Here is a 21,472-nt window from a genome sequence, read left to right as displayed (position 1 = left end):
CAGTGTGGGAAGCAGTGTAGCGCTTGTGTTTCAGTTAGGTTTCATCACGCGTGGCGCTTTTCAAATGTATATACGAGCCGCTAATATCAGTGTTCAACAGCTCACACTGTGCACTGGCACACAAATATAGGTCACAGTGGGACTGAATCATTACCAGGCTAGTTCCCTCACTAGCCCCGCACGAATGGATCTCTTCTATGACCGCAGCAATCGACTGGGCGAACAGTATTATCTGGTCACCCGTGCTGGTATATCTTTGCCTGGCTGTTGGCGTGTACTTCACCATCCGCACCCGCCTACTCCAGATTCGCCAGATTCCCACCATGGTTCGCGCGACCTTCAAGGGCGAGTCATCGAAGGACGGCGTCTCGTCCTTCCAGGCCCTTGCCATGTCACTTGCTGGCCGCGTAGGCACCGGTAACATCGCCGGCGTTGCCACCGCCATCGCCTTCGGCGGCCCCGGCGCCGTCTTCTGGATGTGGACCGTAGCCTTCCTGGGCTCATCAACCTCCTTCATCGAGTCCACCCTGGGACAGATTTATAAGGAACGCGATAAGGTCACCGGCGAGTACCGCGGCGGCCCTGCCTACTACTTTGAAAAGGCCTACCGCCACACCAAGTACTCCGGGCTCTTCAAGGTCTACGCCTCCATCTTTGCTTTTGCTACCGTCCTTGCCTGCGGTTTCTTCCTGCCGGGCGTTCAGGCTAACGGTATTGCAACCTCCATGCAGGGAGCCTTCCCCGAGGTTCACCCCTGGATGACTGCCACCGGTATCACCATCCTGCTGGCCTTCATTGTCGTTGGTGGCGTCAAGCGTATTGCAACCTTCGCCTCTGTTGTGGTTCCCTTCATGGCTATCATCTACATCGTGCTGGCCATGATCGTAGCCTTCATCAACATCAATATGCTGGGCGACGTTATCAACCTGATCTTCTCGTCAGCGTTTGGTCTGCACGCGACCTTCGGTGCCATCATCGGTACCGCCGTTGAGTGGGGCGTCAAGCGCGGCATCTACTCCAATGAAGCTGGCCAGGGCACCGGCCCCCACGCCGCTGCAGCTGCTGAGGTCAAGCACCCCGCCGCCCAGGGCTTCGTGCAGGCGATGGCCGTTTACATTGACACTCTCTTCGTCTGCTCCGCTACCGCCTTCCTGATTCTTTCAACCGGCATGTACCGCGTCTACGAGGGCGGCTCAGCCGACACCCCCGTGCTGGCAGAGGGCTCGGGCAACCTGGCCGAAGGCGTCACCGTTGGCCCGGCTTTCGCCCAGGCTGCGTTTGACACCTTCATCCCCGGCGCAGGCCCCATCTTCATTGCGGTTTCCCTCGGTTTCTTTGCTTTCACCACCATCGTGGCCTACTACTACATGGCAGAGACCAACCTGCGCTACCTGACCCGCAACCTGCAGAACAAGACCCTGGGCAACGCCCTGCTGCGTCTGCTCCAGCTGCTGATTCTGACCGCAACCGTTATTGGCTGCGTCAGCACCGCAGGTGCCGCCTGGGCCCTGGGCGACATCGGTGTGGGTCTGATGGCCTGGCTGAACATCGTCGGTATTCTGGTGATCCAGAAGCCCGCCCTGCAGGTACTCAAGGACTACGAGCAGCAGAAGAAGCAGGGTCTTGACCCCATGTTCGACCCCCGCCCCCTCGGCATTAAGAACGCTGATTTCTGGGAGACCTACTACGACGTGAAGACCGGCGCTATCCCGGTTCAAGACGCCAAGTAACCGTCTCTACGCTCTAGCGTCAAGTGCCCCGCACCGCCTAAGGCTGTGCGGGGCACTTCTGCGTGTAGGGTAGGGTCATGAGCACTCTTCGCCCCTCCCCGCTGGGCGACCAGCGCCCCACTCGGGAGCAGCTTCAAGACTTCGTCAACGGCACCCTTGACGACCGGCTGCCTGCGGCTGGCACTCCCCTCCGCCTGCTGATCGTGGGCATCAATCCCGGGCTGTGGACGTCCGCCGTCAATGCCCCCTTCGCTTTTCCCGGTAACCGCTTCTGGCCGTCGCTTGATAGGGCAGGCATCGTTACTCCCAGGGTGGACGCTTCACGCGGCTTGAGCGACGAGGTTGAGGAACAGTTAGCCCGCCTGGGTATCGGCATAACTAACCTGGTTGACCGGGCAACTGCGCGGGCTGACGAGCTCACAGCCCAGGAGCTGAAGGACGCCCTCCCCCGGCTGATTGAACTCACCCACACCTATAGCCCCCAGGCTGTAGCCATTGCTGGCATAACAGCCTTCCGCACGACCTTTGGTGACAGGAAGGCACGGTTGGGGCAGCAGGAAACCTCCCAGATTAAGGGGTGGAACCCGGTGAGCCAGCTCTGGGTCGTGCCTCAGCCTAGCGGTTTGAACGCCCACGAAAATATTGATTCCCTAGCGGATAAGTGGCGGCAGGTCTGGGACTCCACACAGCCGCTCACCTAGCCACGCCCGTCCCTGCCCCCGTCCCCGCCGCCGCGCATAAGGGACCAGCTTCCTCCCCAAATCCTCAATGCCTACCGATACTTCGAACAGTTATCTGGTCCCAACTCTATAGAAAACAGACAAAAAGGCCTGTGGCCCCCACTCGAAAGTGGGGGCCACAGACCGTGAACCTGTTAGCGCTCTAGAACTTAGGAGCCGCGGACCAGGTTGCGCAGAACGTACTGCAGGATGCCGCCGTTGCGGTAGTAGTCGGCTTCACCGGGGGTGTCGATGCGAACTACAGCGTCGAACTCGGTGACCTTGCCGTCTTCAGCGGTGGCGGTGACCTTGAGGGTCTTGGGGGTGGTGCCCTCGTTCAGTTCGGTCAGGCCGGTGATATCGAAAGTTTCGGTACCGGTCAGGCCGAGTGATTCGTGGGATTCACCGGCGGGGAACTGCAGGGGTACAACGCCCATACCGATCAGGTTTGAACGGTGGATACGCTCGAAGGATTCAGCGATAACTGCCTTGACGCCCAGCAGGGTGGTGCCCTTAGCAGCCCAGTCACGGGATGAACCGGTGCCGTATTCCTTTCCGCCCAGAACAACCAGCGGGATACCGGCAGCCTGGTAGTTCATGGATGCGTCGTAGACGGTGGACTGTTCGCCGTTCTTAGTGAAGTCGCGGGTGAAGCCGCCTTCAACGCCGTCCAGAAGCTGGTTCTTGATGCGGATGTTGGCGAAGGTACCGCGAATCATAACTTCGTGGTTACCGCGGCGGGAGCCGTAGGAGTTGAAGTCCTTGCGCTCAACACCGTTTTCAATCAGGTACTTACCTGCGGGGGTATCTGACTTGAAGGAACCGGCCGGTGAGATGTGGTCGGTGGTGACCGAGTCGCCCAGCTTGAGCAGCACGCGGGCGCCCTTGATGTCCTCAACGGGGGTGGTTTCCATGGTCATACCCTCGAAGTACGGGGGCTTGCGCACGTAGGTGGACTTGTCATCCCACTCGAAGGTGGAGCCGGTGGGGGTCTCCAGTGCCTGCCAGCGCTCGTCACCGTCGAAGATGGTGCCGTATTCCTTGGTGTACATGTCGGTATCGACTGATTCGTCGATGATCTTCTGTACTTCTTCGGGATCGGGCCAGATGTCCTTGAGGTAGACCTCGTTGCCGTCGGCGTCGGTGCCCAGGGCGTCCTTCTCGAAGTCGAAGTCCATGGTACCGGCCAGGGCGTAGGCGATGACCAGCGGCGGGGAGGCCAGGTAGTTCATCTTGACGTCCGGCGAGATACGGCCTTCGAAGTTACGGTTACCCGAGAGAACCGCGGTGACGGAGAGGTCTTCGCTCTGGATTGCCTCTGAGATTTCGGGCTCCAGGGGGCCGGAGTTACCGATACAGGTGGCGCAACCGTAGCCGACGACGTAGAAGCCGAGCTTCTCGAGGTCAGGCAGCAGACCTGCCTTCTCGTAGTAGTCGGTGACGACCTTTGAGCCGGGGGCGATGGAGGTCTTGACCCAGGGCTTGGCGGTCAGGCCCTTGGCGGCGGCATTGCGGGCGAGCACACCTGCTGCCATCATGACCGAGGGATTTGAGGTGTTGGTGCAGGAGGTAATCGAGGCGATTGACACTGCACCGTTCTTGAGCTCGAACTCGCGACCGTCTGCCATGGAGACCTGGGCTGACTTGTCGGTTTCGCCGTCCTTGGCGTAGTTCTTGATGTCTGATTCGAACTGGCTCTTGGACTCTGAGAGCAGGATGCGGTCTTGGGGGCGCTTGGGGCCTGCAATGGAGGGGACCACGGTGGAGAGGTCCAGTTCCAGGTACTCGGAGTATTCGACATCGACGGAGGGGTCGTGCCAGAGGCCCTGTTCCTTGGTGTAGGCCTCGACCAGGGCGACCTGCTCTTCGCTGCGGCCGGTCAGGCGCAGGTACTCGAGGGTCTTCTCGTCGATGGGGAACATGGCGGCGGTGGAGCCGAATTCGGGGCTCATGTTACCGATGGTTGCACGGTTTGCCAGAGGCACCTGGCCTACGCCTTCACCGTAGAATTCAACGAACTTGCCGACGACGCCGTGTTCGCGCAGCATTTCGGTGATGGTAAGGACGACGTCGGTTGCGGTGGCGCCGGAGGGGATGGAGCCGGTGAGCTTGAAGCCGACGACGCGGGGGATCAGCATGGAGACGGGCTGGCCGAGCATTGCTGCTTCAGCTTCGATACCGCCAACGCCCCAGCCGAGTACGCCCAGGCCGTTGACCATGGTGGTGTGGGAGTCGGTACCTACGACGGTGTCGGGGTAGGCGCGCAGTACGCCGCCGACTTCGCGGGCCATGATGGTGCGGGCCAGGTATTCGATGTTGACCTGGTGCACGATGCCCATGCCCGGGGGGACGACCTTGAAGTCGTCGAAGGCGGTCTGGCCCCAGCGCAGGAACTTGTAGCGTTCGCCGTTGCGCTGGTATTCGATGTCCATGTTGCGGGTGATAGCGTCGGCGGTGCCGAAGGTATCGATCTGCACGGAGTGGTCGATGACCAGTTCGGCAGGTGCCAGGGGGTTGATCTTGGAGGGGTCGCCGCCCAGTTCCTTCACGGCCTCGCGCATGGTGGCAAGGTCAACGACACAGGGTACACCGGTGAAGTCCTGCATGATGACGCGGGCGGGGGTGAACTGGATTTCGGTGTCGGGTTCCGCTGAGGGATCCCAGTTGGCGAGTGCCTTGATGTGGCCTTCGGTGATGTTGGCACCGTCTTCGGTGCGCAGAAGGTTTTCGAGTAGAACCTTCAGGGAGTAAGGCAGCTTCTGTGAGCCTTCTACTGCCTTTAGACGGAAAATTTCATAGTCGGTTCCGTTGACGGAAAGTACGCCCTTTGAACCGAAGCTATCCACAGTGCTCATATGTGGGACTCCTCTCGACACTGTCTTGCGATTGGCTCGTGCGCCTGTGGGCACCGTCGCGTCTGCGCGACGGGTGTGTGATGCTCGCTGTTGAGCCGGTGGGCACGAGGCCACTGCTTTTTAGTGTACCGCGTATCACGTTGTTCACATATTTTGAAGACGGTTCGTAAGCAAATGTTTCGTCTGCATCTTTCAGGGAGCGGACGCGCGCCCCACCTCGGGCGCGATTTTTCGGCTTTGGCAAGGAAAATGTGCCGTTAATATATTGCGTTCTCGTGCCAGAATAGGGGCATGACGGTTTCTCCTGAGCACTTGCATCGGGCACAGCCTAGGCCCGTGGCAAACACACTCAATGCAGTCTTTCGCTGGCTCCTTATCGGTAGCGCTGCGGTGTTTGCGCTGGCCACCTCAGCAGCGATAGCTCTCCCCCACCCAGTCTCACTTCAGTTCGCTTCCCTCATCAACTGGGCGGCAGTGCTTTCTTTCCTTGCAGGTGCCGCTTCCCTATTGGGAGTGGGTATCACCGAGATTTTTCACAGTACATCCGCTGAAACGAAAACCAGCAGGGAGTATGTTAAGCCGACCCCGGGCGTCCGCCTGCCTTTTTCCTTTTGTGGGTTGGGGCTGGTGTTAGCTATCTACTACGGTTTGCATGTCTTTTGGTGGAACCCCCTATCAACAGCCCCAGGCTACACCCTCAGCGAGATTTACAGCATCTTGAGCGAGGCTAACCAGTTTAGCCTCCTTGTCGTGATTGTGTGGGGCTTTATCGTTGCGCTTCTTTTAGCAGCTCTACCGAACGTGCACGAGTGGTTACGGGGCATGGCCTCTTACAGCACCACGCGAGCTATCGGCTTCTGCTCTCTTGCAGTAGGTGCCGCCTGCTTTCTACTCTCTCTGGGCTGGGGCTGGCATATGGGTATGGGGCTGGCTGATACCTTTATGACCAGCGGTGCTGACCACTCCTCCACAGCTGTTCCATTCGGTGTGGCCGTCCTAGCTCTCGGGGCGCTGGGTATCTACGGGCTCTTTGCACCCGCCCGCGCCCGTTAGCACCAGTAGCCAACCTGCCAGCGGGCCCCTTTCGCGGTAGAATAAACGAACCTATGTTCGAATTCCCAGGAAGAGGTCTCGATGGCTCGCCGCACCACCGCGCACGATGACTACCCCACCGACGTCGTCGAAAATATCGTCGATATCGACGTGACCAGCGAGATGGAAACCAGCTTCCTGGAATACTCCTACTCGGTCATCTACTCCCGCGCCCTACCCGACGCCCGCGACGGCCTCAAGCCCGTGCAGCGCCGCATCCTCTACATGATGCAGCAGATGGGGCTACGCCCCGAGAAGGGCCACGTCAAGAGCGCCCGCGTGATCGGTGAAGTCATGGGTAAGCTGCACCCCCACGGCGACGGCGCCATCTACGACGCCATGGTGCGCCTAGCCCAGCCCTTCTCTATGCGCCTGCCCGTGGTCGACGGCCACGGCAACTTCGGCTCCCTGGACGACGGCCCGGCGGCCTCCCGCTACACCGAGGTCCGCATGGCCCCGGCGGCCCTCGCCATGACCGCCAACCTCGACGAAGACGTCGTGGACTTCGTACCCAACTACGACAACCAGTTCATGCAGCCGGCCGTCCTACCCGCCGCCTACCCCAACCTACTGGTCAACGGCTCAGCCGGCATCGCCGTCGGCATGGCCACCAACATGGCCCCCCACAACCTGCGCGAGGTCATAGCCGCTGCCCGCCACCTGCTCGATAACCCCGAGGCCACCCTCAAAGACATCATGAAGTTCGTGCCCGGCCCTGACCTGCCCTCCGGCGGCACCATCGTGGGCACCACCGGCATTAAGGACGCCTACGAAAAGGGGCGCGGCATCTTCAAGACCCGCGCCAAGGTCTCCATCGAACAGGTCACCGCCCGCAAACAGGGCATTGTGGTCACCGAACTGCCCTACCTGGTTGGCCCCGAAAAGGTCATCGAAAAAATCAAGGACGGCGTCAACTCCAAGAAGCTCCAGGGCATTTCTGACGTCGTTGATCTGACCGACCGCAAAAACGGCCTGCGCATGGTCATTGAAATCAAGAACGGCTTCAACCCCAAGGCCGTGCTGGCTGCCCTCTACAAGCACACCCCGCTGGAAGATTCCTTCGGTATCAATAACGTCGCCCTGGTAGACGGCCAGCCCCAGACCCTGGGCCTGCTCGACCTGTTGCACGTCTACGTCAACCACCGCCTGGACGTCGTGCGCCGCCGCACCAACCACCGCCTGGGCAAGCGCCGCGACCGCCTGCACCTGGTCGAGGGTCTGCTGGTGGCCATTGTCGATATTGACGAGGTCATCCAGATTATTCGTTCTTCAGACGAAACTGCCCAGGCCCGCGAACGCCTCATGCAGATTTACGACCTGAGCGAGGTACAGGCCAACCACATTCTCGAACTGCGCCTGCGCCAGCTCACCAAGTACTCCCGCATCGAGCTTGAAGCCGAACGTGACGAACTCTTGGCAGAGATCGCCTCCCTCGAAGAAATCCTCGGCTCCGACGTAAAACTCCGCGCCTTGGTCTCCGAAGAACTACAGCAGGTCGCCGACGAATACGGCACCGACCGCCGCACCAAAATCGTCACCAAGGACGAGCTGGCCGACGCGGTGGCCGCCCTGTCGGCGTCCGCCTCCAAGGCCAAAAAAGAAGCCGGCCTCTCCCTCGAAATCGCGGACGACCCCTGCTGGGTCCTGCTCTCCACCTCGGGCCAACTGGGGCGCACCAGCGGCGTCAAGGGCCAACGCCCCACCCTGCTCGACCCGGGCAAACGCATCAAACACGACGCCTACCTCTCCATCGTGCCCACCAGCGCCCGCGGCGAAATCGGTGCGGTAACTTCAAGCGGCCGCCTGATTCGTGTGCCCGTCATTGACCTACCCGTCCTCGAAGAGACCGGCGGCACCCCCCAGCCCACCAGCGGCGTCAAAGCCGCAGACGCCATCACCCTAGCCCGCGGCGAAAAACTCGTCGGCCTGGCACCGCTCAATGCCATCCTGGCCCTGGCTACCGAACGCGGCGTCGTCAAACGAGTCAACCCCGACTACCCGCTCAACGCCACCGAGTTTGAGATCATGAAGCTCAAGCCCAAGGACGCCATAGTGGGCGTAGCTGTCTGCGATTCTAACGACGCGGTACTCACCTTTATTACCGAGCAGGCTAAGCTTCTGACCTTTGATGCTTCCAAGGTTCGCCCCCAAGGACGCACCGGCGGCGGCATGGCCGGCATGAAGATAGCCGACGACGACAAACTCATCGCCTTCGGCGTCACCAACCCCGGCGCGGACGCCCAAGTCGTCACCATCACCGACGGCGGCGAAGACGGAGCCACCGCCAAAGTCACCGAACTCACCGAATTCCCCCAAAAAGGACGCGCAACCGGCGGCATGCGAGCCCACCGCTTCCTCAAGGGAGAAACCGCCCTCACCCTCGCCTGGGTGGGCATCGGCCCTGCCAAGGCAGTCTCATCCGCCGGTGTTGCCCGCACCCTACCCACCGAATTCGGCCCGCGCGACGGATCCGGCGTGCTCCTAGCCCAGAGCATCGACGCAATCGGCCCCAACTACCAGGCACTGACCTCCCCCGCATCTGTATCAGAGCTATCAGAAGAACCCGCCGACCAGCCTGAAGCTCAGGTAGCGGTCGACGGGCCGGTAGAGACCGAAGAGGATGCCCTCTTCTAAATAACCAAAGTAGCGGGCGCACCCTCACCGACTAACCTTCTTGCGGGTTCGCTAGCGCTCACGCGCAATTCATGCCAGCCCCAGCCAGTCGGTTATGGGCGCGCCCGCTCCTTTTTTCACATTAAACCTCTTAGCTCAGCGTCTAGTTCAGCCGGGAGTTCACCTCAGCAACAACCTGCTCGGGGTTGCTAGCGGACGCCGTCACCCGGCTACCGTTGGTCAGGGTAAAGGTGACGGAGGGGCCGCCGGTCAGGTAGCCGGTGTTACCTCCACCCATGATTCTGAGACCGGCGCCCTGCACCAGACCGGTTACTGGGCCTACCTCCACTTTCTCAATCTCGCTGTAGGGTAGCTCTTTCGAGAAGAACTTCATGGTGGTGATCTTGACGGAAGTATCGAGCAGGTCAATGCGGGTACTGCTGAAAATCATCGGAATAAGGATCAGCGCTACGGCAGCTCCTACAAGCGCTGAAATGAGGAGCCCCTGGTTGGTGCCGTCCTTGTCGACGGGGCCAAAAATCAGAATCGGCAGGGTGACACTCACCAGTACAAAAGCTACTGCTCCGCAGAGGAATAGTTTGAACTTCTTAGTCAGGGGCGCAACATAGCTGTGCTCTTGAAGAATAGGCATGGGATTCACTCACTATCTGTAGCTCGAGCTCTAGAAATTTATTACCTAGAACACACTTTACCCCCCCTCCGTGGTAAAATTCCAGACAAGATGAGGAGGTCTTCTATGCCGAAGCAAGAATTTTCGTCCCCTGCTGAGAAAGCCAGCCATAAAGCGGAGCGTCATAAAGCCTGGGCCCGCACCGAACGCAAGCTGACCCCTGAGAACAGGGCTGAGTTTATTATCTATTCGCTCCTTACTGCTCTCGCCCTTTTGGGGGTTTCAGCTGTGCTTTCTCTCTTCTTCGAATGGGCCACGCTAGAACTTTGGCACTTGGGAGCAGCCCTGGTGGGTGGGGTCTGTGTCACTCTGGGCTCAGTTCACGGCCAAAAACTCCGTGATGACCTTGATCAGCAAGAAATTGACCGCCACGGTTTTACCCTTGACCAAGACCGAAAAGCCACTCATGGAGCAAAGCCCCTAACCTAGACCGTTTTGCACGAGACAAAGAACCCGCCCAGTGCCTTCCTTTCAGAAGCGCACTGGGCGGGTCTTTTTCATGAAGCCTATCGAAGCTTCACCACGGTATCGCAGGCGGCGATGTCCTCGGCGCGATGGGAGACCAGGACGACCGCAGGCAGCTTGGTCTTGCCCTTGACCTTCTGGCCTGGAGCACGCTTGGTACCGCGGGCTACCTCATTGATCAGGGCAACAGCGGCAGGGGCGTCAAGGTGGGCGGTCGGCTCATCCATCAGCAGCAGGGGTGAATCCACCAGCAGGGTGCGGGCAATCGCAATACGCTGACGCTGGCCGCCCGACACATAAGAACCGCCAGCCCCCACCAGAGTCTGCAGGCCAGCAGGCAGGGAGCGCACAAAATCGCCCAGCCCTACCCGGTCAAGCACCTCGTACATCTCTTCATCGGTGGGGCGCTCGTCCGCCGAACGGGCAATCGCCAAGTTATTGGCGATAGTGGACTCAAAGATATAGGCAGACTGGGGGCACCAGGCCGCGTACCCGCGCAAAGACTGGGCATCAAAGGCACGACCGTTCACCCGAATCTGCCCCTGCTCAACAGGCAAGAAGCCCAGCAGGGTAGCCAGAGCAGTTGTCTTGCCAGAGCCCGAAGGGCCGGTGATACCCAGCCACTGCCCTGACGATACAGACGCTGACAGGCCGGTAAAGATAGGCTGCTCCATATCGGGCCAGCGGGTAGCCAGCGAATCCAGCTCCAGGGTGATGGACTTGTGGGCGGCGCGGTTCTTAGCCCCAATACCGGGGTCCCCAAGAATATCTCGGATCTCGCCCTTACCGGCGTCCTGCCCCTCAACCGCGGTGGCAGCGTCCACGGTCTCAAAATTAGCGCGGGTGCGGGCAACCAGGGCAGCGAAGGCGGGCCAGCCGCGAACGGCGTCCAGATGGGCTGCGGTGGTCTCAAACAGGCCGGTCATCATCAAAATGACGATAGCTGCGGTCGGTGCGGTAACCTCCCCAGCTTCAACGGCAGGCCAAACGCTAGCAATCACAGCCAGAACCGCACCCCACCAGGTGACGACCATCAGGCCCTGACCCACGCCGATAGCGCGGGAGCTCTTGAGGCGGGAGGCCTGGGCATAGCCGTCCTGGCGGGAGACAGCCAGGGCAACGGTCTGATCAAGGCCGTTATTGTGCAGGTCGGTAGCAGCATCCAGGGCCGAGACGCCCAGGCGGAGCATGGCCGAGGTTTCCCGGCGGGCAACGGCGTCCGCGCGCTCGTCCGCACGCAACACCACTGCCGGAATCACGAAGGTAGAGATAAGAATAGCGATGATGACCGGTAGCAGGGCCTGCGGGGTGGCCCAGGCGGTCACGCCCAGCACCAGCAGCATCACGATCAGGTGGGCAGCAACCGGCAGGATGACGCGCGGGATAGCGTCGCGCAGCTCGTCGATGTCGCCGACCAGGCGGTCAAGGATCTTGTCGCCTCGCAGCAGGGAGCGCACCGACAGGACGGTACGGCCGGCGGCATCCCAGGCGCGCACGCGCAGGGTGTTAGCCGCCCCCAGCACCAGATTGTGGGTGCGCAGGCGCTCGGCGTAGCGGGAGGTCGCCCGGCCCAGGCCAAAGAAGCGGACGCCAGTCACAGCGACCAGCAGGTACATCATGGCAGGTTGCTCGGCGGCACGCACAATCAGCCAGCCTGAGAGGGCGGTGAGGCTAACGGCAAAGACTACGGTAAGGACTGACAGCAGAATCGGCAGGGCCATATCGCGCTTGCGGATGCCGGTGAGCTCCCCCAGGTGGCGCAGGGTTTTTAGGACGCCCGCCGTGGCTGGCTCTGCTGCCTGTTCGGTTGAGCTTGCAGCAGCCTGCACGGGGGCAGAGTCTTCGAGCTCGCCGGTGGCGACGGCGTCCGCCAGGGTCGCAAGTGCGTAGCCGCCCAGCCCGTCGGTGTTCTGGGCGGTGAGCTCCCAGGTAACGCCGTGGGGCTTTGAGGTCGCCTGGAGCAGGTTATTGGTGGCGGCAGCCAAGGCGGTATCGTGCGTGACGATAATCAGGGTTGCGCCCGTCTCTTGCAGGGCAGCCAGGGCTACGTTGACCTTGGCAGCTGAAACCGGGTCAAGGTGGGCGGTGGGCTCGTCAATGAGTACGGTGACGCGCTCGTTCTGGGCCTGGAGGGTTGCCACGCGAGCCAGGGCGCGGGCAATAGCAAGACGGCGCATCTGGCCGGCTGAAAGGGCTTCCGGCGGCAGGTCGGCGAGGTCAGCCAGCCCTACCGAGTGCAGGAAGGAGGTGAAGTAGTCGCGATCTTCGTCGGTGAAAGCAACGGAGTCATCGAGCAAGGTTGAAGCGTAGTTGATGCCCTCTAGAGCACCTTCGCCACGGGTAACGGTGGCGTAAAGAGCAACCTCAGCCAGGGCGGTGGGGGCAATGAAGGTGGGCGACTGGCTGATCCAGACGGTGGATCCGGTACCGGACACCAGACCAGAGACGTGTACCGGTTCGGTGGTTCCGGTGGGCACCAAATCATTGCGCAGGACCCCACCCAGGACCGACAGCAGGGTGGTTTTGCCGCACCCGGAAGGTCCCGTAATGGCTGTGGTTGTTCCGTGGCGCAGGGTGAAGCTCACACCGGTGAGGGTGCGGTCGCGGTTCGGGTAGGCAACGGAGAGCTGGCGAACCGAGATGCGGTCACCGCCAGGAGCGACGGTGGCGTGGGGAATAGGCTGGTTGATGATGTCCTCAGCACGGCGTAGAGCCGCAACCCCGTCCTCAGACTGGTGATAGGCAGTTCCCACATCGCGCAGGGGCTGGTAGCACTCTGGTGCTAGCAGCAGGGCGAAGAGGGCAACATCAAGGCCCAGGTTACCTTCAACTAGGCGCAGGCCGATCAGTACAGCGACCAGGGCAACTGAGATAGTGGTAATCAGCTCCAGGGCCAAGGAGGAAAGGAAGGCCGACCGCAGGGTGTACATGGTGGCCTTGCGGTAGCGCTCCCCCAAGTCCCCCAGTGCCTTCGACTGGGCACGCGAACGCCCCAGGCCCACCAGCACGGGCAGACCTTTGACCAGTTCGACGATGTGGTCAGAGAGGCGCAGCAGGTCGCGCTGGGCGCGGGCGGTGTCTTCTGCTGTGGTTCGGCCGATGAGCACCATGAAGAGGGGGATCAGCGGTAGGGTGCAGATGATCACCAGGGCTGAGACCCAGTCGTAGAAGGCGATGAAGATGAGCAGCAGGGTGGGCACTACGGCCGTGGAGACAAAGGCGGTAAGAGTCTTGGTGTAGTAGTCATCCAGGGCATTGAGGCCTCGGGAAAGCAGGACGGCGGTGGCACCGGTGCCGTCGGGGGTGTCGATACCGCCGGTGGCAAGGACGCGGCGGATGAGTTTGCGGCGGATAGTGGTTTTGGCCCCTACCGCTGCCTGTTGGGCGTAGAAGCTCAGGGACCAGTCGGCGGCGGCGCGCACCAGAAGCGCAATGACTCCGGTGACGGCCAGTGAGAGCAGGCCCGGCTGCATGAAGGGGGTGGCAAAGAAGATACCGGTCAGCTGGGCCTGGCCGTTGCCGGCGAAGATAGCCAGCTGCTCGGCATGGGCTGACTCGTAGGTTTTGCCCTCGTACAGCACCGCGTAGGTCATGCGGGCCAGCAGGGTGATGGCGGTGCCCAGCACCGCGGCAAAGACAATGAGCGCCAGCGTTTTGAGCGCGGTGAGCACGGCAAAAACGGTGAGGTTTCTCTTGGCGTGGGGCCCCAACGGGGGCCGCTTGCTCGTTGTGGGAGCGGTCATTCTCGATAGTGTCCTTGGTGCCGCGAACAGTTTGTTCACTATTCTAGTGGGAACTTTCCAGCCGGGCAGACGCGAGGTCTGTGGCTGGGCCGTGGGTATGAGCACACCTACCCGCCCGGGTAGGCGAAAGGACGCCGGGGGCTGCTCCCGACGTCCTTTCGTCTCTACGCCGTGAGCTAGCTGCTAGGCGTTGTGGGCGCTTGCACGAGTGGTGCGGGTGGCCAGCTCGGTGGCATCGTGAGCATCGGGGATGCTCTCAACGCGCAGGCGCTTGCGGAAGACCCAGTAGGTCCAGCTCTGGTAGACCAGCAGGATCGGAATACCGAAGAGACCAACCCAGCTCATCACACTCAGGGTGTATTCGGAGCTTGAGGCGTTAGCGATGGTGAGGTTGTAGGCCTCATCGAGGGTTGAGGGCAGGACGTTGGGGTACAGAGCTAGGAAGATAGCCAGCACGCCGAAGCCCACAAATACCGCAAAGCCGGAGAAGGCTTTGCCTTCGCTCCTGCGGCTGGCGAAGAACCAGGCAGCGGCAAGAGCCAGTACAGCAAGGACGGTCAGGGCGTAGGAGATGCCGTTACCAGTGGTCACCTGCATGTAAACGACCCAGACGACAACCGGGAGCACCAGCAGGGGTGAGAACTTGACCAGGGCAGCACCGGCACGGTGGCGCACCTCGCCGTCGGTCTTCAGCGCGATGAAGGCAAGACCCATAACCAGGGAAACACCGACCATGGACAGGCCGCCCATAAAGACAGCGGGAGTTAGCCAGGCGAAGGCACCGCCTACACGGTCACCGTTTGCGTTGATGGGCAGGCCGGTGGAGGTCAAAGCCAGCAGGGCACCGACCAGGAAGGCGATGAAGAAGGAGCCCAGGGAGATAGCCAGGGTCCAGCCGGCGATCCAGCGCTCTGAGTCCTTCTTACCGCGGTACTCGATAGCAACAGCGCGGAAAATCAGGGCCAGCAGGGCCAGAGTCAGCGGGATGTAGAGGGCCGAGAAGAGGGAGGCGTACCACAGCGGGAAGGCCGCGAAGGTGGCGGCGCCAGCGGTAACAACCCAGACCTCGTTACCGTCCCAGACGGGGCCGATGGTGTTCAGCAGCAGGCGGCGTTCCTTCTCGTTCTTGGCGAAGATTCGGCTCATGAGCATACCTACGCCCAGGTCGAAGCCGTCCAGAATGATGTAACCCACCCAGAAGAAGCCGATGACGGCGAACCAGAGAGTCGGCAGAAGAGGCTGGTCAGCAAAAAGCTCAAACATGTGTGTAAGCCCCTTTCTTAGTAGGCGAACGCGAGCACGTCGCGGTCGTTCTTCTCGTCGTTATCGTGCGGGTCTTCAACTAGCTCGGGCATGGCCGCTGCGACACCTGCTTTGACGTATTTAGCCAGCAGGTAGACCTCGACAACCATCAGGACGCCGTATACCAGGCCCAGGGAGATGAGCGAGAAGAGAATCTCGTAGCCCGAAACACCGGGTGAGACAGCTGCCGCGGTAAACATCATGATGGCGGGGTTGCCATCGGGGTTGGGGGCAACCACAAAGGGCTGACGGCCCATTTCGGTGAAGATCCAGCCGGTGGCGTTGGCACCGAAGGGGGCCAGGATGCCAGCGATTGCCAGGTAGGAAATCCACTTGGCTTCGGGTACGGTACCTTCGCCCTTCTTGCGGGTTACCCACAGAACGTAGAGGAAGGAGAGGGCGCTGATGCCGCCGAAGGTGATCATGCCGCGGAAGCCGTAGTAGGTCACTTCCATCAGGGGCAGGTACTCGACCTCAGTACCGGCGCGTTCCCCGTAGAGCTCGGGGTTATCGGGGATGGTGCTGCCGTAGGTTTCTTCGTACTGGGGCAGCAGGGTGGTGATGCCGGGGACGTCGGTGGTGAAGTTGTTGTAGGCCAGGAAGGAGAGCAGGCCGGGAATTTCAATCACTGCATGAACCTCGTCACAGTTCTGGGCACCAGGTGATGAGAGAGAAAGGACAGAGAAGCCGGTGCCGTCGTGGCAGGCTGCCTCGGCCGCTGCCATCTTCATGGGCTGCTGCTCAATCATGAGCTGGGCCTGGTGGTGACCGGTAAAGGCAGTGCCGATGAAGGCTGCAAAGCCAACGATAGCGCCGATACGCAGGGACTTGAACCAGACGTTGAAGTCGGTCTTGTCGCGGGCGCCTTCGGTAGTTTCGCCGACGATAACCTTGCCATCTTCCCCGATGGTATCAATGCCGTCGCGGCGGCGCTTCCAGAGCTTGTACCAGGCGATACCGACCAGGAAGCCACCGGCGACCTGCAGGGCACCGAAGATAGCGTGGGGGTAGGCAACCAGGGCGGTGTTGTTGGTCAGCACAGCTAAGACGTCGGTCATGACGGGGCGGCCGTCAATCATTTCAACGCCAACAGGGTGCTGCATCCAGGAGTTAGCCACGATGATGAAGTAGGCAGAGAGCCAGGAGGCCGCTACAGCAATCACCAGGCAGGCTGCGTGCACCTTGGGTGCCAGCTTGTCCCAGCCGAAGATGAAGAGGCCCAAGAAGGTGGACTCAACGAAGAAGGCCAGCAGGCCTTCCATCGCCAGAGGGGCACCGAAGACGTCGCCCACAAAGCGGGAGTACTCGCTCCAGGCCATACCGAACTGGAATTCCTGCACAAGGCCGGTTGCAACGCCCATGATGAAGTTGATGAGGTAGAGCTTGCCCCAGAACTTGGTCATGCGCTTGTATTCGTGCTTCTTAGTTCGCACGTAGGCGATGTAGAAGCCAGATACGACGGCGCCCAGGCCCAGGGTCAGCGGAACCATCATGAAGTGGTAGACGGTGGTGATACCGAATTGCCACCGCGCTAGTTCGAGGGGATCCATTGACATCCTTGAGAGTTAAAGTGATGCACCGCCTGCGGGCTGGCAACCTGCCGTGGGCCCGGCGCAACGGTGCGGGTGTGTTTTGCTCTAGGATAGCGGGCTAGCATGAGCGTGCCCTTAGGGTAGTTTTGACCTCTTCACCAGGTGATTTGACGCTTCACTAAAGGTCACTTAAACGCTAAGACTCCCGCTGCCCTAGAGGGCTCAGCGGGAGTCTCGATAGGTTTTTTACACCGGGCACCCAGTTAGTGACACTTTGTCTAGTCACACCGGGGCGGGCGCCTCAGCGGGGGCCGAGCAGGCCAAGCTGGGCGACGGCGTCCTTCTCTTCAACCAGCTCAGCCACAGAGGCCGCGATGCGCTGGCTGGCAAAATCTGAGTGCCGTAAACCGTGAACAATCTCATATCCACCTGATGAACACCTGACCGGGAAGGAGCTGATGAGCCCCTCGGGCACACCGTAGGATCCATCGGATGGCACTGCCATTGAGGTGGTCTGCTCCCCCGTACCCAGGACCCAGTCGCGCACATGGGCTAGGGCGGCGTGGGCAGCGGAGGCGACGGAGGACCCACCGCGCACCGCGATAATTTCGGCTCCGCGCTGGGCGACGGTGGGGATGAAGGTTTCTTCGATCCAGGTCTGGCCAAGGTTCTTGTCGGCAAGGGCGTCGATAGCGGGGCGGCCGCCGACTGTGGCGTGAAAGAGGTCGGGGTACTGGCTGGCAGAGTGGTTACCCCAGATGGTGATGCCGTCAATTTCGGGCACGGTAGCACCGGTGGCGGCAGCCAGCTGGGCAACCGCCCGGTGGTGGTCAAGGCGGGTGAGGGCGGTGAAGCGCTCCAGGGGGACGTCCGGTGCGTGGGAGGCGGCAATGAGGGCGTTGGTATTAGCCGGGTTGCCCACCACAGCTACTTTCACATCGTCAGCGGCCCGGTCGTTAATGGCCCTCCCCTGCACCGAGAAAATACCGCCGTTAGCTTCAAGCAGGTCGGCACGCTCCATGCCCTTTGTGCGGGGGCGGGAGCCAATGAGCAGGGCGATATTGGTGCCGTCGAAGCCAACGGAGGAGTCGTCGGTGATATCGACAGATTCAAGCAGGGGGAAGGCGCAGTCTGTCAGCTCCATGGCGGTGCCTTCAGCTGCGGTCAGGGCGGCTGGGATTTCAAGCAGTCGCAGATTGACGGGGGTTTCTGGGCCAAGGAGCTCTCCGGCGGCAATTCGGAAGAGGCTGGCGTAGCCAATCTGCCCGGCGGCTCCAGTGACGGTGATAGTTACAGGGTGCTTCATTGCATGTGTCATAGGCTACATTATACCAAGTCTGGCCCAGAAAACCCGGCACAACGCGGCCCCAACTCCCCCAGCCCGCCAGACCCTAGAGGGGTGGGGAATAGCAGATACAAATGTTCCCTGGCCAAAAATCAGCCAGGGAACATTTACGCATTCTTATTTATTTTTCAGGTTATTGACTATTATCCCTTGTAGACAGCAACTCCAGACTGATAGGTGAGAACCCGACCGTCAGATAGGGTTACGGTTGCAAGAAATTCTGAAGTGGACGTCTTACGAGTATCAGTGGTTGATGTCATAGGCATAACACCGTCCCAGCGGATGGTAAACATACCTGAGCTACCGGTAGTAAAGGTTCGGCAAGCAGTGTTGGGATCATCGGTGTAGGTGGTTGACAGTCTATCGCGGGAAGCCTGCCAGGTGTAGACCATGTCCCAGGAACTCAGGGTGGTTCCATTAACGTAGGTGTGGTTTACCGCGGTTTGGTTATTCGCAACGGTACCAGTCCAGCCTGAACCAGCGGTCGGGGTGTAAGGCATCTGGGCAGGACGGGTGCGCATGTTAGAAGTGATGTGGCGGGGGTGGAAGAAACCAGGGCCAGGGGTGCCTTCAACACGACCCTGCTGCATAACACGAACGGTTACGGTCTGAACAGTTACGTTATCAGGCAGGTTCTGAACATCAACCTTGTAACCGTAACCAACAGAGTTATAGGTAGTACCAGTCTTCACAATACCGAAGTCAATTGCACGACCACCACCAGCAGTAACCCGGGATGCACAGGTGGATGCCGCATAGGCGGGTACAGCAGCTGACACTACAACAACAGGAGCAGCCCAGGCAGCTCCCTTAGCAATGCTACGGCGAGTGATTTCGCTTGACATTATTTATTTAATTCCTTCAACTAGTAAATGTCAGGCAAGCTTTAAGGCTCTGCCCAACTGGGGGATTCGGCTAATCTGCGACACTTTCATCGAAAGCAATTAGCCTTTACAAAGACTACCCCAGCGAGCGCTCTCCACCTAACACTAAACTAGTATTCATTAAGTACCTTTAAACACACCTGTACAAATTCCCTAACAGTGACTTGCTTAAAAAATAGCAACAGTTCCATTCAACTGGGCTTTCACAAGGGAAAATTATTAATTTCAGGTTTTAGAGCTAGTTCCTGTCTATCAGAGAAAGTACTTCCTCCCCAGCTCTTCCCTGCCCTTAAGCGTCGATGCTGGTGTGGTCTAGCTTGTTGGCTCCACGAATAATGAAGTCCTTGCGGGGGGCAACTTCAGAGCCCATCAGCAGGGTAAAGGCCCGCTCAGCGGCCTCAGCGTCCTCAACTCGCACCCGGCGTAGCATCCGGTGGCGCGGGTCCATGGTGGTCTCAGCCAGCTGGTCAGCGTCCATCTCGCCCAAGCCCTTATAGCGCTGAATCGGCTCCTTATAGGTCTTACCTTCAGCCTCTAGGCGGTCAAGAAGCTCATGCAGTTCCCGCTCAGAATAGGTATAGACCATCTCATTAGCCTTACCCCTATTAACCACCTCAACCCGGTGCAGGGGCGGCACAGCTGCATAAACATGGCCCTGCTCCACCAGGGGACGCATATAACGGTAAAAAAGAGTCAGAAGCAGGGTGCGAATATGGGCGCCATCCACATCAGCATCAGTCATCATAATGATCTTGTTGTAGCGCTTCTGCTCCAGATCAAAGGTTCTACCAGATCCGGCACCAATCACCTGAATAATAGCGGCGCACTCAGCATTAGCCAGCATGTCAGAAAGTGAAGCCTTCTGAACATTCAAGATCTTACCCCGAATCGGCAGCAGGGCCTGATAGGTAGAAGAACGAGCCAGGCGGGCGGTGCCCAAAGCTGAATCGCCCTCAACAATAAAAAGCTCAGACTTCTCAACATCAGTAGACCGGCAGTCCACCAGCTTAGTCGGCATAGATGAAGACTCCAAGGCGTTCTTTCGCCGCTGGGCCTGCTTGTGAACCCGCGCAGAAATACGGGCCTTCATCTCAGCAACAACCTTCTCAGACACAGCCGCAGCTTGCGCCTTTTCGCCCCGGGCAGTCGAAGCCAGCTTGGCAGCAAGCTGCTGGGCCACCACCTTAGAGACAATCTGCCGCACCGCCGGGGTGCCCAGAATCTCCTTGGTCTGGCCCTCGAATTGGGGCTCAGCCAGACGAACGGTGAGCACGGCAGTGAGCCCTGCCAGCACGTCGTCCTTTTCAATCTTGTCTGTGCCCGCCTTGAACTTTCGCGCATTATCGGCAATGTGCTTGCGGAAGGTCTTGAGCAGACCCTGCTCAAAGCCGGTCTGGTGGGTGCCGCCCTTGGGGGTGGCGATGATGTTGACGAAGGTGCGCAGCTTGGTTTCGTAGCCGGTACCCCAGCGCAGGGCAACATCAACCTCACACTCGCGTTCCACTTCGGTCAACTGGGAGTGCCCCTCAGCATCGAGCACGGGGACGGTCTCGGTGAAGGTATCGGTGCCGGTGAAGCGCCAGATGTCGGTCACGGCCTGGTCATGGGCAAGGTAGTCCACGAACTCAGAAATACCGCCATCGTGCTGGAAGACCTCTTCGTGGGTCTCGAACTCGCCGGGTGTGCCGGGCAGACGGCGCTCATCGCGCACGGCAATCCGCAGGCCGGGAATCAGGAAGGCGGTCTGGCGCGCACGAGCCGCCAGGTTCTCGTAGCTGAACCGGGCGTCCGGAGTGAAAATCATGGGATCGGCCCAGTAGCGCACGCGGGTGCCGGCAACCCCGCGCTTGGCCTTGCCCACCACCTGCAGGGCGTCGGATGAGGCTGTGAAGGGGGCATCGGGCTTGGGAGTGCGGGAGTCCTCGAAGATGCCGGGCACTCCGTGGCGGAAGCTCATCTGGTAGGTCTTACCGCCGCGGTCCACCTGTACGTCCAGGCGGGAAGAGAGCGCGTTGACGACCGAGGCACCCACACCGTGCAGACCGCCCGAGGCGTTGTAGGAGCCGCCGCCGAACTTACCGCCGGCGTGCAGCTTGGTGTAGACCACCTCTACACCGGAGAGGCCGGTGCGGGGTTCGATGTCGGTGGGCACGCCGCGGCCGTCGTCCTGAACCTCAACGGAGCCGTCCTTGTAGAGGATAACCTGGATGGACTGCCCATACCCGGCCAGGGCCTCATCGACCGAGTTGTCGATGATTTCCCAGAGGCAGTGCATGAGGCCGCGCGAGTCGGTGGAGCCGATGTACATGCCGGGGCGCTTGCGCACGGCTTCGAGGCCTTCGAGCACCGATAGGTTGCGGGCGGTGTAGTTGTTTGCTGCCACGAAACTCTCCTGCAGGTATGGACGGGGTGCCTATCTAGTGTAGTACACGTGTTCGGTTTGGTGGGTCTTTGGCGGCGCGGACGCCCGCGGCCGGCAGGCGGGGAGGGCGGGTTTAGCG

13 protein-coding genes are annotated in these 21,472 nt (G+C 60.4%); 5 read left to right on the top strand and 8 right to left on the bottom strand.

The window, feature by feature from the left end; translation table 11 throughout:
- Window positions 1-197: 197 nt before the first annotated feature.
- Together ACED88_RS08720 and ACED88_RS08715 are read left to right on the top strand one after the other, a co-directional pair.
- A complete protein-coding gene (locus tag ACED88_RS08720; protein WP_449109373.1) occupies window positions 198-1,730 on the top strand; it encodes an alanine/glycine:cation symporter family protein in 1,533 nt (510 codons plus the stop codon).
- Window positions 1,731-1,807: 77 nt separating this feature from the next.
- Window positions 1,808-2,431: a mismatch-specific DNA-glycosylase gene (locus ACED88_RS08715; RefSeq protein WP_449109372.1), complete on the top strand. Its 624-nt coding sequence runs from the start codon at window positions 1,808-1,810 to the stop codon at window positions 2,429-2,431.
- A 188-nt stretch (window positions 2,432-2,619) separates the two neighbouring features.
- On the opposite strand, the gene acnA is transcribed toward ACED88_RS08715, so the two are convergent.
- Window positions 2,620-5,304 (bottom strand): aconitate hydratase AcnA, encoded by a 2,685-nt coding sequence (gene acnA, locus ACED88_RS08710; RefSeq protein ID WP_185173067.1) that lies wholly within the window; start codon window positions 5,302-5,304, stop codon window positions 2,620-2,622.
- A gap of 336 nt (window positions 5,305-5,640) precedes the next feature.
- Between acnA and ACED88_RS08705 the strand changes: the two genes are divergently transcribed.
- Together ACED88_RS08705 and ACED88_RS08700 are read left to right on the top strand one after the other, a co-directional pair.
- The gene (locus tag ACED88_RS08705; protein ID WP_449109371.1) at window positions 5,641-6,357 is read left to right on the top strand and encodes a hypothetical protein; all 717 of its coding nucleotides are present in this window, start codon (window positions 5,641-5,643) and stop codon (window positions 6,355-6,357) included.
- Between the two features lie 81 nt (window positions 6,358-6,438).
- Complete coding sequence (locus tag ACED88_RS08700) at window positions 6,439-9,030, top strand: DNA gyrase/topoisomerase IV subunit A (protein WP_449109370.1); 2,592 nt, start codon at window positions 6,439-6,441, stop codon at window positions 9,028-9,030.
- A gap of 142 nt (window positions 9,031-9,172) precedes the next feature.
- On the opposite strand, the gene ACED88_RS08695 is transcribed toward ACED88_RS08700, so the two are convergent.
- Window positions 9,173-9,661, bottom strand: a complete 489-nt coding sequence (locus tag ACED88_RS08695) for a hypothetical protein (RefSeq protein WP_449109369.1) — start codon at window positions 9,659-9,661, stop codon at window positions 9,173-9,175.
- Between the two features lie 105 nt (window positions 9,662-9,766).
- Between ACED88_RS08695 and ACED88_RS08690 the strand changes: the two genes are divergently transcribed.
- On the top strand, window positions 9,767-10,129 hold the full coding sequence (locus tag ACED88_RS08690; protein ID WP_449109368.1) for a hypothetical protein: 363 nt from the start codon (window positions 9,767-9,769) through the stop codon (window positions 10,127-10,129).
- Between the two features lie 77 nt (window positions 10,130-10,206).
- On the opposite strand, the gene cydC is transcribed toward ACED88_RS08690, so the two are convergent.
- The 6 genes from cydC to ACED88_RS08660 form a co-directional block, all read right to left on the bottom strand.
- Window positions 10,207-13,908, bottom strand: coding sequence for a thiol reductant ABC exporter subunit CydC (gene cydC / locus ACED88_RS08685; RefSeq protein WP_449109367.1), 3,702 nt, complete (start codon window positions 13,906-13,908; stop codon window positions 10,207-10,209).
- Between the two features lie 183 nt (window positions 13,909-14,091).
- Window positions 14,092-15,171 carry a cytochrome d ubiquinol oxidase subunit II gene (gene cydB / locus ACED88_RS08680; RefSeq protein WP_449109366.1) on the bottom strand — a complete coding sequence of 360 codons (1,080 nt, stop codon included), beginning with the start codon at window positions 15,169-15,171 and terminating at the stop codon, window positions 14,092-14,094.
- A 17-nt stretch (window positions 15,172-15,188) separates the two neighbouring features.
- Window positions 15,189-16,760, bottom strand: coding sequence for a cytochrome ubiquinol oxidase subunit I (locus ACED88_RS08675; RefSeq protein ID WP_449109365.1), 1,572 nt, complete (start codon window positions 16,758-16,760; stop codon window positions 15,189-15,191).
- A 283-nt stretch (window positions 16,761-17,043) separates the two neighbouring features.
- On the bottom strand, window positions 17,044-18,060 hold the full coding sequence (locus ACED88_RS08670) for a malate dehydrogenase (RefSeq protein ID WP_449109364.1): 1,017 nt from the start codon (window positions 18,058-18,060) through the stop codon (window positions 17,044-17,046).
- Between the two features lie 170 nt (window positions 18,061-18,230).
- Window positions 18,231-18,932, bottom strand: a complete 702-nt coding sequence (locus ACED88_RS08665) for a hypothetical protein (RefSeq protein WP_449109363.1) — start codon at window positions 18,930-18,932, stop codon at window positions 18,231-18,233.
- A gap of 328 nt (window positions 18,933-19,260) precedes the next feature.
- Complete coding sequence (locus ACED88_RS08660) at window positions 19,261-21,354, bottom strand: DNA gyrase/topoisomerase IV subunit B (RefSeq protein ID WP_449109362.1); 2,094 nt, start codon at window positions 21,352-21,354, stop codon at window positions 19,261-19,263.
- Window positions 21,355-21,472 lie beyond the last annotated feature (118 nt).

The organism is Rothia sp. 11273D007AR (assembly GCF_053547255.1).
Note: the sequence above shows the minus strand (reverse complement) of the source record. Positions and strands in the feature narration are given on the sequence as shown.

Coding starts and splice junctions, on each gene's coding strand:
- ACED88_RS08670 (WP_449109364.1), bottom strand. CDS start 18,060: ATGACACATGCAATGAAGCACCCTGTAACTATCACCGTCACTGGAGCC.
- cydB (WP_449109366.1), bottom strand. CDS start 15,171: ATGTTTGAGCTTTTTGCTGACCAGCCTCTTCTGCCGACTCTCTGGTTC.
- ACED88_RS08715 (WP_449109372.1), top strand. CDS start 1,808: ATGAGCACTCTTCGCCCCTCCCCGCTGGGCGACCAGCGCCCCACTCGG.
- ACED88_RS08720 (WP_449109373.1), top strand. CDS start 198: ATGACCGCAGCAATCGACTGGGCGAACAGTATTATCTGGTCACCCGTG.
- ACED88_RS08700 (WP_449109370.1), top strand. CDS start 6,439: ATGGCTCGCCGCACCACCGCGCACGATGACTACCCCACCGACGTCGTC.
- cydC (WP_449109367.1), bottom strand. CDS start 13,908: ATGACCGCTCCCACAACGAGCAAGCGGCCCCCGTTGGGGCCCCACGCC.
- ACED88_RS08695 (WP_449109369.1), bottom strand. CDS start 9,661: ATGCCTATTCTTCAAGAGCACAGCTATGTTGCGCCCCTGACTAAGAAG.
- acnA (WP_185173067.1), bottom strand. CDS start 5,304: ATGAGCACTGTGGATAGCTTCGGTTCAAAGGGCGTACTTTCCGTCAAC.
- ACED88_RS08690 (WP_449109368.1), top strand. CDS start 9,767: ATGCCGAAGCAAGAATTTTCGTCCCCTGCTGAGAAAGCCAGCCATAAA.
- ACED88_RS08665 (WP_449109363.1), bottom strand. CDS start 18,932: ATGTCAAGCGAAATCACTCGCCGTAGCATTGCTAAGGGAGCTGCCTGG.
- ACED88_RS08675 (WP_449109365.1), bottom strand. CDS start 16,760: ATGGATCCCCTCGAACTAGCGCGGTGGCAATTCGGTATCACCACCGTC.